The sequence below is a fragment of the Azospirillum cavernae genome (assembly GCF_003590795.1).
GTDB lineage: Bacteria > Pseudomonadota > Alphaproteobacteria > Azospirillales > Azospirillaceae > Azospirillum > Azospirillum cavernae.
Genome location: NZ_QYUL01000003.1, coordinates 323857 through 336571, shown reverse-complemented (window position 1 = coordinate 336571; position 12715 = coordinate 323857). Strand labels below are relative to the sequence as shown.

Here is a 12715-nt window from a genome sequence, read left to right as displayed (position 1 = left end):
ATAACCACAAAAAAGATCGGGCGACTTCCAAGCAACATTGGGAGGGTTTGGAGACATGGCCTACGCGGCTTCGACCGACGACAGCGTCCGCCCGATGACCGGCGAAGAAAAGAAAGTCATCTTCGCCTCATCGCTCGGCACCGTCTTTGAATGGTATGATTTCTACCTGTATGGCTCGCTCAGCGCGGTGATCGCCAAACAGTTCTTCTCCGGCGTCAACCCGACCGCCGCCTTCATCTTCGCGCTGATGGCCTTTGCCGCCGGGTTCGCGGTGCGTCCCTTCGGCGCGCTGATGTTCGGGCGTCTGGGCGACATGATCGGGCGGAAATACACCTTCCTCGTCACCATCCTCATCATGGGCCTGTCGACCTTCATCGTCGGCATCCTGCCCAACTACGCCACCATCGGCATCGCCGCCCCGATCATCCTGATCGGGTTGCGCCTGCTGCAAGGTCTGGCGCTGGGCGGCGAGTATGGCGGGGCGGCGACCTATGTGGCCGAACACGCCCCGCACGGGCGGCGCGGCAATTACACCTCGTGGATTCAAACCACGGCGACGCTGGGCCTGTTCCTGTCGCTTCTGGTCATTCTGGGCTGCCGCGTGTCGATGGCGCCGGAGGATTTCGACGCTTGGGGCTGGCGCATTCCCTTCCTGATTTCCATCGTGCTGCTGGGCGTGTCGGTGTGGATCCGCCTGATGCTGAACGAATCCCCCGCCTTCAAGCGGATGAAGGATGAGGGCAAGCATTCCAAGGCGCCGTTGACCGAATCCTTCGCCCGCTGGCCCAACCTGAAAATCGTGCTGCTCGCCCTGTTCGGGCTGGTCGCCGGGCAAGCGGTGGTCTGGTACACGGGCCAATTCTACGCCCTGTTCTTTCTGACCCAGACCTTGAAGGTGGACGCGCAGGCGGCCAACCTGATGATCGCCGGGTCGCTGCTGATCGGCACGCCCTTCTTCGTCATCTTTGGCACGCTGTCCGACCGCATCGGGCGCAAGCCGATCATCATGGCTGGTCTGGCCCTGGCCTGCCTGACCTATTTCCCGATCTTCAAGGCGATCACCCACTACGCCAACCCGGCGTTGGAGGAGGCCATCGCCACGTCGCCGGTGGTCGTCACCGCCGACCCGAACGAATGCTCCTTCCAGTTCAACCCGGTCGGCACCAGCCAATTCACCAGCTCCTGCGACATCGCGAAGAGCGCGCTGGTCCGTCGCGGCATCCCCTATTCCAACGAGGCCGCCGCGCCGGGCACGGTGGCGACGATCCGGGTCGGGTCCACCGCCATCCCGTCCTATTCGGCTGTGCCCGCCGCCGGAACCGCCGTGTCGTTGAGCCACGGCCCGGCCACCGCCGTTCCCGCCGCCGACGCCAAGGCCGCTGGCGCAGCGTTCGACAAGGGGTTGGGCGACGCGTTGAAGGCCGCCAACTACCCGGCGAAAGCCGATCCGGCCCGCGTCGACACGGTGATGGTGGTGGCGCTGCTGAGCATCCTGGTCCTCTATGTGACCATGGTCTATGGCCCCATCGCCGCCATGCTGGTGGAGCTGTTCCCGACCAAGATCCGCTACACCTCGATGTCGTTGCCCTACCACATCGGCAATGGCTGGTTCGGCGGCTTCCTGCCGACGACCTCCTTCGCCATCGTGGCGGCGACCGGCGACATCTATTCCGGCCTCTGGTACCCGATCGCCATTGCGGCGGGAACCTTTGTGATCGGCATGCTGTTCGTCCGCGAAACCAAGGACGTGGACATCTACGAGCACGACTGACGCCCACGCTTGTGACACAACGCGCCGGGCGGGGGAGCGATCCCCCGCCCGGTTTTTCTTGTCCACGTTCCTCTCATGCCGCCCGCAGGTTTCGATCCTTCCACCGCCGCCTTGTGCTACCCTTGCCCTCATAGGGAGAAGACACCCAAAAAGGGACGCAAGAACGCCCGATGGAAAGCTGGTTCATACTGGTGGCCTCGCTGGCCTACCTGCTGTCTTTGTTCGCCATCGCCTGGTACGGCGACCGCACCGCCAGCGGATCGGGGGAACGGCGCACGCCGCTGCTCTACGCGCTGAGTTTCGGCGTCTATTGCACGTCCTGGACCTTTTACGGCGCGGTCGGGCGGGCGGCGACCGGCGGGTTTTACTTCCTGCCGATCTACATCGGGCCGATCCTGATGATCGGGCTGGGCTGGCCGATTTTGGCCCGCATCGTCCGCGTGGCGAAATCGGAAAACGTCGTCTCAATCTCCGACTTTCTGTCCGCCCGGTACGGCAAAAGCCGGGGGCTGGCGGCGCTCGTCACCATCACGGCGGTGATCGGGCTGTTGCCCTACATCGCCCTGCAACTGAAGGCCATCAGCGTCAGTTTCGAGATTCTGGCCGGGGACACGCTGGGGTCGGAGGTCAGCCAACTGCCCGGCGGCACCAGCCTGTTGGCGGCGCTGCTGATGGCCGCCTTCGCCATCCTGTTCGGCGTGCGCAGCATTTCCGCCAACGAGCATCATCGCGGCCTGATGATGGCCATCGCGGCGGAATCGGTGGTGAAGCTGGCCGCCGCCATCGGCGTGGGCGCCGCCATCGCCTTCGCCGCGTTCGGCAACCCGGCGGCGTTTTTCGAGGCCGCCGCCAACCATCCCGGCTTTCTGGAGTTGATGAGCCTCGGCAACATCGGCGGCGATTGGTGGGTCGCCTGCCTGCTGTCGGCGCTGGCCATCCTCTGCCTGCCGCGCCAATTCCACGTCGCCGTGGTGGAGAACACCCACACCGGCGACGTTCAATCCTCCGCCCGGCTGTTTCCCGCTTATTTGATCGCCATCAACCTGTTCGTGCTGCCGGTGGCGTTGGCCGGGTTGATGCTGTTTCCCGACGGCAAGATCAACGCCGACACCTTCATGGTGTCGATCCCGCTGCATCAGGGTTGGCCGTGGCTGGCGTTGATCGCCTTCATCGGCGGTTTGTCGGCGGCCACCAGCATGATTCTGGTGGAGATGGTGGCGCTGTCCACCATGATTTGCAACGACATCGCCGTGCCGCTGTTGATGGCGCTGCGCCCCAACGACCGCCGTCTGCGCGACGAACCCGCCGCCGTGCTGCTGGGGGTGCGGCGGTCGGCGGTGCTGGTTCTGGTGCTGCTGTCCTATGGCTGTTACCGGCTGATCGGCTCGGCCTTTCCGCTGGCCACCATCGGCATGATGAGCTTCACGGCGGTGGCGCAATTCGCCCCGGCGCTGTTGGGCGGGCTGGTCTGGGACCGCGCCAGCCGATCCGGGGCCTTCGCCGGGATCTGCGCCGGCTTCATCGGCTGGGCCTACACCATGCTGCTGCCGTCCTTCGCCGACGCCGGATGGCTGGCGGCGAGCGCGCTGCGCGAAGGGCCGTTCGGCCTGACCGGGCTTAGCCCCATCGCGCTGGCCGGGATCGGCGACATCGACCCGCTGACCAACGCGGCGCTGTGGAGCCTTGGCCCCAACCTGTTCCTGTTCGTGGTGATTTCGCTGCTGACCCGCCCCACCACCCTGGAGCGTCAGCAGGCCGCCCGTTTCATGAGCCTGCGCCGCGCGGCGGACGGCGAGGCGCACGGGCCGCGCGGGGCGACGCTGGCCGATTTGCATGATCTGGCGGTGCGCTACGTCGGCACGGCGCGGGCGGACGCCGCGTTCCGCCGCTTCACCGGCGTGCGCGACGGCGATCTGCAAACCGCTTTGCTGTCGCGCAGCGACGGCGAGGCCATCCAGATGACCGAACGGCTGTTGGCCGGGGCTGTCGGTTCGGCGTCGGCCCGCGTCGTCGTCGCCGGGTTGCTGTCCGACCGGCGGCTGTCGCGCACCGACGCGCGGTCCATCATCGACGAAGCGTCACGCGCCATTTTGAAACAGCATGAGCTGTTGCGGGCGACGGTGGAAAACGTCCCGCAGGGCATCGCCGTGTTTGACGAGGATTGGCGCGTCGCCACCTGGAACAACCAGTTCGTCGTGCTGCTGGAGCTTCCCGACGGCTTCGTCCAGGTCGGCACCTCGTTGGAGGAGATCGTCCGCTTCATCGACCGGCGCGGCGAGTATGGCCACAATGGCGAGATTGAAACGCTGCTGACCCGACGCTCCGACCCGCGCCGCCGCAACCGGCCCGACATGTATGAACGGGTGCGGCCCGACGGTTCGGTGCTGGAAATCGCCACCAACCCGATGCCGGGCGGCGGCTTCGTCGCCGTTTACACCGACGTCACCGAACGGCACCGCGCGGCGGAGGCGCTGCGCGAGGCCAACGAAACGTTGGAGCGCCGCATCGCCGAACGCACCCGCGACCTGTCCGAAGCCAAGGGGGAGGCCGAACGCGCCAACCGCAGCAAGACGCGCTTCCTCGCCGCCGCCAGCCACGATCTGTTGCAGCCGCTGCACGCCGCCCGCCTGTTCCTGTCGGCGCTGGGCGAGCGGCACCAGGACAACGCGATCCGCCAGATCGACGCCTCCTTGCGCTCGGTCGAGCAGATTCTGGGCGATTTGCTCGACGTGTCGAAGATCGACAGCGGCGTCGTCCGCCCCAACCCGACGCCGATGCGCATCGACGAGTTGCTGAAGCCGCTGGGCGAGGAGTTCACCGTGCTGGCCAGCCGCCACGGGCTGGGGCTGCGGGTGGTCGATTGCGCGTTGACGGTGCGCAGCGACCCGACGCTGCTGCGGCGCATCCTGCAAAATTACCTCGCCAACGCGGTGCGCTACACCCGGACGGGCCGCATTTTGCTGGGCTGCCGTCGGCGCGGCGATTTCCTGTCCATCGAGGTGTGGGACACCGGCCCCGGCATTCCCGAACACAAGGTGCCGGAAATCTTCATGGAGTTCCGCCAGCTCGACAACGCGGTGGACGAGCGCGGCAAGGGGCTTGGCCTGGGTCTCGCCATCGTCGAGCGGTTGGCGGGAATCCTCGACCATCCGGTGCAGGTGCGCACCAAACTCGGGCGGGGCAGCGCCTTTTCCGTGCTGGTGCCATTGACGGACGAGCGGGTGGCGGTGCGCCCCGCGACCGTCCGCCCCCGCGTGCGCGATTTGCGCGGCGTGCTGGTGCTCTGCCTGGAAAATGAACCGGCCATCGCGCGGGCGACCGAGGATTTGCTGACAAGCTGGTCCTGCCGCGTCGCCACCGCCGCCACGCCCGAACAGGCGCTGGTGGCGCTGAACGGCCAAATTCCCGACGTCATCCTGACCGATTATCACCTCGACCGCAGCCTGACCGGGGTGGACGCCCTGCGCACGCTGCGCGCCCGTTTGGGGGCCATCCCGGCGGCGGTCGTCACCGCCGACCGCGACATGGCGGTGCGCGACGACATCGAAGCGGCGGGCTGCCACCTGCTCTACAAACCCGTCCGCCCCGGCGCGCTGCGCGCCCTGCTGGGGCAATTGCTGAGTCAGCGGGAGCAGCGGATGGCGGGGTGAGAACAGGCCCTCACCCCATCAAATAGTGAACCTGAAGCCGCCCGTGGCGGGGGGAACGCTCGACGCTGGCCTGGACGCCGAAGACGGTTTCGATCAGCTCCTCCGTCAGCACCTCGTCCGGCGTGCCAACCCGCGCCAGCTTGCCCTGGTGAAGAACGGCGAGCCGGTCGCAGAACAGGGCGGCGAGGTTCAGGTCGTGCAGGGCGACGACGCTCGTCACCGGCAGGCGGCGGATCAGGGCCAGAATCTCGAGCTGGTGGCGGATGTCCAGATGGTTGGTCGGCTCGTCCAACAACAGCTCGCTGGGGCATTGCGCCAGGGCGCGGGCGATGTGGGCGCGCTGGCGCTCGCCGCCCGACAGGCTGTGCCACAGACGCTCGCGCCGGTCGGCCAGCCCGACCTGCTCCAGCGCGGTGTCCACCGCCGCCGCGTCGGCCCCGGTCCAGGCCGACAGCGGCCCGCGATGGGGCGTGCGGCCCAGCCGCACGACGTCCTGAACGGTGAGCGCCGCCTCCGTCGTCGCCTGCTGTTCGACCAGCGCCACCCGGCGGGCGAAGGCGCGGCGCGGCAGAGCGTCGATGTTCGCGTCGCCCAGCGTGACGACGCCGCTCGACACCTTGCGCAGCCGGGCCATCAGCCGCAGCAGGCTGGATTTTCCCGAGCCGTTGGGGCCGATCAAGCCCAGAATCCGCCCCGGCTCCGCCGCCAGGGTGACGCCGTCCACCATCAGGACGCCGCCGACTCCCCACCGAACCTCATGCGTCGCCAGAGTCACATCGGCAGTCACAGCGGCCTCCTTGCCCGATAGAGAATGACGGCGAAGGCCGGGGCGCCGAACAGCGCCGTCACCACGCCGACCGGCAACACCTGTTGCGCCACCAGGATGCGGGACAGGATGTCGGCGAGAACAAGAAACACCGCGCCGATCATCAAGGCGGCGGGCAACAGGCGGGCGTGCCCCTGCCCGACCAGAAAGCGCGCGGCGTGCGGGATGACCAGCCCGACGAAGCCGATGGAGCCGACGATGCCGACCATGGCGGCGGTCATCGCCGCCGTCAACGCGAACAGAACCAGCCGCACGCGGCGCACCGGCACGCCCAGGGACGCCGCCGCGTCGGCGCCAAAGGCGAAGGCGTCGAGCGCGCGGGCGTGCAGCATCGCCACGACGAAGCCGCCCAACGCCACCGGCGCGGCCAGCCCCACATCGGGCCAACGCACGCCGCCCAGATTGCCAAGCAGCCAGAACAACACCCCGCGCGCCTGTTCGGCGTTGGCCGAGGTGGTGACGATGTAGGAGGTCATGGCGTTGAACAGTTGCGACCCCGCCACCCCAGCCAGCAGCACGCGGTCCGACCCGCCGCCGCTTCCCATCGCCAGCAGACCCACCAGCGCGATGGCGGCGACCGCGCCCAGAAAGGCGCCGCCCGACAGCGACAGGGCGCCGCCGCCGATCCCGGCGATCATCACCAGAACCGCGCCGGTGGACGCTCCGGCGGAAATCCCCAGCACATAGGGTTCCGCCAGCGGGTTGCGCAGCAGCGCTTGCAGGATGACGCCCGACACCGCCAACGCCCCGCCGCAGCAGGCGGCGACCAGCGCGCGGCTGAGCCGGTAGTCCCAGACCACCCCCTCCTGAATGCGGTTGAGCGGAAAGGTTGTTCCGAACAGCCGGTTGCCCACCGTTTTGACGATGATCTCCAGCGGGATGGTCATCTCGCCAATCGACGCGGCGAGCGCGATGGCGAAACCAAGCGCCGCCAAGGCCAGAAGGGCGACGGCGACCGGCTTTGCCATCACCGCGCCATCCCGAAGGACGCGATGCCGGCGGCCAACGCCTCGATGCCGTCGATGGTGCGGATGGTGGGATTCATCGACTGCGCGTCCATCAGGACGATGCGGTTTTGCCGCACGGCCTCCAGCTTGCTGGCGACCGGGTCGCTGGTCAGAAAGGCGCGCTTGACCGCCGGATCGTCGGCGGCGTAACGGCGGCGGTCCATCGTGGCGATGACGATCACCGCCGGATTCGCGGCGGCGATGCCCTCCCAGCCGATCAACGGCCATTCCTCGTTGGTGGCGATGACGTTGCGGGCGCCCAGCGTGGACAGGATGTAGGCTGGGGCGCCATTCCGTCCGGCGACGAAGGCGTCGCCCTTCACGTCCTTGCTGGAAAACCAGAAGAGCACGGGAACGTCCTTGGCCTTGCCCGCCACGGTGGCGACGGCGGCGGCCTCGCGTTGGCGCAGTTGCGCGACCAGCGCCTCGCCCCGGTCGTTGACGTCGAAGATTTGGGCCAGCTCGCGGATCTCCTGATAAACCAGATCCATGGTGAACATCCGCGCGCGCACCCCGTCGCCGCTGCCGGAATTGTCCTTTTCCACGCAATCGGACGGCGACAGATAGGTTGGGACGCCCAAGCCCGCGAACTGCTCGCGCTTGCCGACCGACCCGTTCGCGCCGACATGCCATTCAAATTGCGCCGTCACCAGATCCGGCGCCTGCCCGACCACCGCCTCAAAGCTGGGGTCGTTGTCGGCCAAACGCTTGATTTTGGCGTTCGCGGCTTCAAAGGGCTTCAGCACCGGGCCAACCCAGACGGCGGTGCCGACGATCCGGTCGGCCAGCCCCAACGACAGCAGAATTTCCGTGCTGCTCTGGCCGATGGACACGGCGCGCTTGGGGGCCTGGTCAAAGCGGATCGGCACGCCGCAATTCTGAAGAGTCAGCGGGTAACGGGTGGCCTCGGCGGCGTCAACCGGGCCGGACAGACCGAACAGAGCGGCGAGCGCGCCGACGGCGCAAAGCGACGCCGCGCGGCGCCAGCGGGAAAAGGACATGGCGATGGTCATGATGATCCTGGAACGCAAAAGCGGAGCGATCCCGCGCGGCGACGCGCAGGATGATGAATCAAACGGAGGAAAAGCGCGCAAGGGCGCAGCGCCTCACCAGCTCCGGCGGATGGGCCGGTCGTTGGACGGGCGGCGACAAAGACGGAAAGAATGGCGCGCAAAGGGCGCGCGCGGCGTCATCATGAGGACTCCTGACCCGGGCAACCCCGCCCGGCATGGGATTTCAACGACGACGGCAGGTCTCCTGGCTCACGGATCATGGCGTTTGGTCTGCCTTCCCACAGGCCGGGGGAACCGGCGCGCAGTGGCATGACGGCCTTGAGGGACAAGGCGTCACAAGGACCTTTGGCGATCCGCTGACAGTTGCGGGGGCAGCCACGGATTCCGCGCGAGCGCGTCACCGTGTTCCCTTTTGATCCCCAGAGGGGAACCGTCGAGCACGGACGTTATAATATAACAGAATGGTGGTCAATCATTATCAATAGCGCGCCGCCTTATTCCACCGGCGGCGGCGGCGCGGGGGCCAGGGCCAGTTGGCTGGCCAGAACGGCGGCCTGGGTGCGGGTCAGCACGTTCAGCTTGCGCAGGATCGTGGTGACGTGGGCCTTCACCGTGGTTTCGGCGACGTTCATCTCATAGGCGATCTGCTTGTTCAGCTTGCCCTCGGCGATGCCCGCCAGCACGCGAAGCTGTTGCGGAGTCAGGGTCGCCGCGCGCTGGGCCGGGTCGGGGGCGTCGGCGTCGTGCGCGCCGTGGAGTTCCGGCAACCACAATTCGCCATCCAGCACGGCGTTGATCGCCTCGACGATCTGGGTGTTGGGGGCGGATTTTGGCACGAAGCCCGAGGCGCCGTAATCAATCGAACGCTGGATCGTCACCGGATCTTCCGACGCCGAGACCACGATCACCGGAATCGCCGGATGTTCGGAGCGCAGCATCATCAAGCCGATCAACCCGCTCATCCCCGGCATGTGCAGGTCGAGCAGGATGATGTCCACCCCCTCGCCGGTTTCCAGCACCGGCTTGATCTGGTCGAACCGCGAGACTTCCAGAATTTCGGCCCCGGCCATCGCCTGCCCAATGGTCTGGGCCAAGGCGGTGCGCATCAGCGGGTGGTCGTCGGCGATCAGAATGCGGTGAGACATGGACAATCCGATGTGAAAACCATAACGACCAGTATCGGCCCCCCGGCGCGCGTTGACAACAGCGCCCAACGCCGCGCGACAACCTTTCCCACCAAAAAGAAAAGTTGCACCAATCAGAACGGGCCGTCCGCCAACCATAGCAGCCACAGCGCCGCCGCCAGATAGGGACCAAACGCGATTGACGCGCCGCCGGAAAGGCGGTCCCGCCGCGCCGCCGCCAGGACGACCGTCACCCCCAGCGCGCTGAGCGCCGCCAGAAGCACGACGTTCGGCAGTCCCTCCATCCCCAGCCAGGCTCCGGCCACGGCCAACAGTTTCGCGTCGCCCAGCCCCAACCCGTCGCGCCCGCGCAAACGGCGATAGCCCGCCGCCAGACCGGCGAACAGGGCGTAGCCCAAGGCCGCCGCCGCCGCGTGGTCGCTCAGCGCGTCGGCCCAACCACCCGCCGGGCTTTCCCACGCCGTCACCGCCAGACCAAGGGGAATCAAGGGCAGCAGCACGACGTCGGGCAGCAAGCGGCGCCGCGCGTCCACCAGGGACGCCAACAGCAAGGCCCACCCGAACAGGCAGCCAACCGGCAGCAGCGGCCAGGGCAACGCCACCGCCGCCATCGCCGCCACCGCCGCCGCGCCCGCCGTCGCCCATGGGCGCGGGCGCCCGCGCCAGCCTTCACCCTCCGGCCACGCCTGATCGGGCAACGCCTCGGCCAACGCGCCGATGACCCGACCGATTGGCAGCGCGGCGAGAACGCAAACCGACGCCACCGCCAAAAACGGAAGGTCAGCGACCATTGGACGCGGGCGGCGCGGAGGGGGGCGGGGCGGAAGGGTCGGCGGAGGGGATCGCCCCGGCGCTGGTCCGCTCGTGGATGGCTTGGCGGCGGAAACGGTGCAGTTCGGCGGGGCGTCCGCCGGTCTGGCTTTCAAAGCTGCCGGTCGGCTCGACCAAACCGCCGGAAATCATCAGGCGGCGGAAATTTTGCTTGTGCACCCGCTCGCCCGACAGGGCTTCGACCACCTGTTGAAGCTGGTGCAGGGTGAAGGTGGGCGGCAGCAATTCAAACACGATGGGCCGGTATTTCAGCTTGCCGCGCAGCCGTTCCAGCGCGGAGGCGAGGACGCGCCGCCCGTCGCGCGCCATCGGTCGGCCCAGCGCGCGCGGCATGATGCCGCCCGGCGGCGGGGCCTCGGCCATCCGCGCGGCCAAATCGCGGTCGCGGAAGGATTCGACGACCAAACCGGCCTCGTACAGAATCTCATACCGTTCGAGAACCCGCTCCATGTCCCAATCGGCCCCGTCCAGGCCGAAAGCGAGCTGCGCGCGTTCGCCGCGCCGGGCGCGCGCCTCGTCATCGCCCGCCGCCGCGATCCAGCCGCGCAACGCCGGGATGATGACGCTGTCCAGCAGGGCCGGGCGCTGGTCGCGCCAATCCTCCCACGGGAAATGATCGTACAGCGCCCGCCATTCCGCCGCCGCGCCCGCCAATGGGGCGTCGCGCACCAGGGCGAGATAGCCGACCACGACCGAACGCGGCCCGCCGAACAGCTCGTGCGGGTCGCGGAAACGGTCGCCGAAGGTGTAAAGCTGCTCGACATAGCGCAGCGACAGGCCGGACAGCCCCTCCGCCACCGCGCGCACGCCGTCTTGCAGGGTGCGGAAGCGTTCCGGCTCGAACGGCGCGCCGGGCAGGGCGTCGCGGTGCGGCAACGGCTCGTCGCCCCGGCGATGCTCCGCCGGAACGGCGAACTCGCTGCGCACCGTTACCACGCGCGGCGTCCCACCGGCCACCGCCACCACGGCGACCGACAGTCCCAACTGAACGTCTGACGTCACAAAATCACACTCCGCGCCTGTCCCGCGCGCCCGCCCGGCCCCGTAGAAAGAGACCGGGGGGCGCGCGGATCCGACAGACCTCAGCGTTTGTCGAGCGGCACGAAGTCGCGGGCGGGGTGGCCGGTGAAGAGCTGACGCGGACGGCCGATCTTCTGGGCCGGGTCCTCGATCATTTCCTTCCACTGGCTGATCCAGCCGACGGTGCGGGCCACCGCGAACAGCACGGTGAACATGCTGGTCGGGAAGCCCATCGCCTTCAGGATGATGCCCGAATAGAAATCGACGTTCGGGTAAAGTTTCTTCTCGACGAAATACGGATCGGACAGCGCGATCTTTTCCAATTCCATCGCGATGGCCAGATGCGGCTCGTCCTTGATGCCCAGGGTGCCGAGAACCTCGTAACAGGTCTCGCGCATGATCTTGGCGCGCGGGTCGTAATTCTTGTAGACCCGGTGGCCGAAGCCCATCAGGCGGAAGCTGTCGTTCTTGTCCTTGGCGCGCGCGATGAATTCGGGGATCCGCTCGACCGAGCCGATCTCCTCCAGCATCTTCAACACGGCCTCGTTCGCGCCGCCATGGGCCGGCCCCCACAGCGCGGCGATGCCCGACGCGATGCAGGCGAACGGGTTGGCGTGCGAGGAGCCAGCCAAACGAACGGTGGAGGTGGAGGCGTTCTGCTCGTGGTCGGCGTGCAGGATGAAGATCTTCTCCATCGCCTTCGACAGAATCGGGTTGACCTTGTACGGCTCGCACGGCGTGCCGAAGGTCATGTAGAGGAAGTTTTCCGCATACGACAAATCATTGCGCGGGTACATGAAGGGCTGACCGGCGGTGTATTTGTAGGCCATCGCCGCCATGGTCGGCATCTTGGCGATCAGCCGGTGCGCGGCGATCTTGCGCTGCACCGGATCGAAGATGTCGGTGGAATCGTGGTAGAAGGACGACAGGGCGCCGACGACGCCGCACATGATCGCCATCGGGTGGGCGTCGCGGCGGAAACCGCTGTAAAAGCGCGCGAGTTGCTCATGCACCATGGTGTGGTAGGTGATGGTGCGCGCGAAATCGACCTTCTCCTCCGCGTTCGGCAGTTCGCCGTTCAGCAGCAGGTGGCAGACTTCCAGAAAATCGCAATTGTCGGCCAAATCGGCGATGGCGTAGCCACGATGCAGCAGAACGCCTTCGTCGCCATCGATGTAGGTGATGGCCGAATCGCAGGCGGCGGTCGAGGTGAAGCCCGGATCATAGGTGAAATAGCCGGTCGCGGCGTACAGCTTGCGGATGTCGACAACGCGCGGTCCGGTGGACCCTTCCAGCAACGGCAGCGTCAGCGTTTTGCCCGTGACGTTGTCGGTCAGCGTGATGGTGCCGACCTCGGTCACATCACCGTGCGGCGTGTGCTTGCTCGATTCCATGCTTGTCACTCTCCTAGGGGCTGCTTGGTTTTTGCAGTCCGGTCCGCCACGCTTTGTT

General features: G+C 67.3%; 9 protein-coding genes and 1 riboswitch. Of the genes, 2 read left to right on the top strand and 7 right to left on the bottom strand.

The window, feature by feature from the left end:
- Positions 1–55: 55 nt before the first annotated feature.
- Entirely contained in the window at positions 56–1771 is a 1716-nt protein-coding gene (locus D3877_RS21260; RefSeq protein WP_199720879.1) for an MFS transporter, read from the top strand.
- A gap of 170 nt (positions 1772–1941) precedes the next feature.
- On the top strand, positions 1942–5421 hold the full coding sequence (locus D3877_RS21255; RefSeq protein ID WP_119832782.1) for a hybrid sensor histidine kinase/response regulator: 3480 nt from the start codon (positions 1942–1944) through the stop codon (positions 5419–5421).
- Positions 5422–5431: 10 nt separating this feature from the next.
- Here D3877_RS21255 and D3877_RS21250 read toward each other — a convergent pair whose 3' ends face one another.
- The 7 genes from D3877_RS21250 to gltA form a co-directional block, all read right to left on the bottom strand.
- A complete protein-coding gene (locus tag D3877_RS21250) occupies positions 5432–6208 on the bottom strand; it encodes an ABC transporter ATP-binding protein (RefSeq protein ID WP_238475017.1) in 777 nt (258 codons plus the stop codon).
- Positions 6205–7215 carry a FecCD family ABC transporter permease gene (locus D3877_RS21245; protein ID WP_199720878.1) on the bottom strand — a complete coding sequence of 337 codons (1011 nt, stop codon included), beginning with the start codon at positions 7213–7215 and terminating at the stop codon, positions 6205–6207. Before D3877_RS21245 ends, D3877_RS21250 begins: the two co-directional genes overlap by 4 nt.
- The gene (locus D3877_RS30300) at positions 7215–8267 is read right to left on the bottom strand and encodes an ABC transporter substrate-binding protein (RefSeq protein ID WP_238475016.1); all 1053 of its coding nucleotides are present in this window, start codon (positions 8265–8267) and stop codon (positions 7215–7217) included. Before D3877_RS30300 ends, D3877_RS21245 begins: the two co-directional genes overlap by 1 nt.
- Positions 8268–8484: 217 nt before the next feature.
- Positions 8485–8717, bottom strand: a riboswitch (cobalamin riboswitch).
- Positions 8718–8761: 44 nt separating this feature from the next.
- Positions 8762–9412 carry a response regulator gene (locus tag D3877_RS21240; protein WP_119832780.1) on the bottom strand — a complete coding sequence of 217 codons (651 nt, stop codon included), beginning with the start codon at positions 9410–9412 and terminating at the stop codon, positions 8762–8764.
- Positions 9413–9525: 113 nt separating this feature from the next.
- Positions 9526–10203: a prepilin peptidase gene (locus D3877_RS21235; RefSeq protein ID WP_119832779.1), complete on the bottom strand. Its 678-nt coding sequence runs from the start codon at positions 10201–10203 to the stop codon at positions 9526–9528.
- On the bottom strand, positions 10193–11245 hold the full coding sequence (locus tag D3877_RS21230) for an NUDIX hydrolase (protein WP_119832778.1): 1053 nt from the start codon (positions 11243–11245) through the stop codon (positions 10193–10195). Before D3877_RS21230 ends, D3877_RS21235 begins: the two co-directional genes overlap by 11 nt.
- An 80-nt stretch (positions 11246–11325) precedes the next feature.
- Positions 11326–12657, bottom strand: coding sequence for a citrate synthase (gene gltA / locus D3877_RS21225; protein ID WP_199720877.1), 1332 nt, complete (start codon positions 12655–12657; stop codon positions 11326–11328).
- Positions 12658–12715: the final 58 nt, after the last annotated feature.

Bases quoted from the DNA above. Each gene is read 5' to 3' on its own strand.
- D3877_RS21260 (WP_199720879.1), top strand. From the start codon at position 56: ATGGCCTACGCGGCTTCGACCGACGACAGCGTCCGCCCGATGACCGGC.
- D3877_RS21255 (WP_119832782.1), top strand. From the start codon at position 1,942: ATGGAAAGCTGGTTCATACTGGTGGCCTCGCTGGCCTACCTGCTGTCT.
- D3877_RS21245 (WP_199720878.1), bottom strand. From the start codon at position 7,215: ATGGCAAAGCCGGTCGCCGTCGCCCTTCTGGCCTTGGCGGCGCTTGGT.
- D3877_RS30300 (WP_238475016.1), bottom strand. From the start codon at position 8,267: ATGACCATCGCCATGTCCTTTTCCCGCTGGCGCCGCGCGGCGTCGCTT.
- D3877_RS21240 (WP_119832780.1), bottom strand. From the start codon at position 9,412: ATGTCTCACCGCATTCTGATCGCCGACGACCACCCGCTGATGCGCACC.
- D3877_RS21235 (WP_119832779.1), bottom strand. From the start codon at position 10,203: ATGGTCGCTGACCTTCCGTTTTTGGCGGTGGCGTCGGTTTGCGTTCTC.
- gltA (WP_199720877.1), bottom strand. From the start codon at position 12,657: ATGGAATCGAGCAAGCACACGCCGCACGGTGATGTGACCGAGGTCGGC.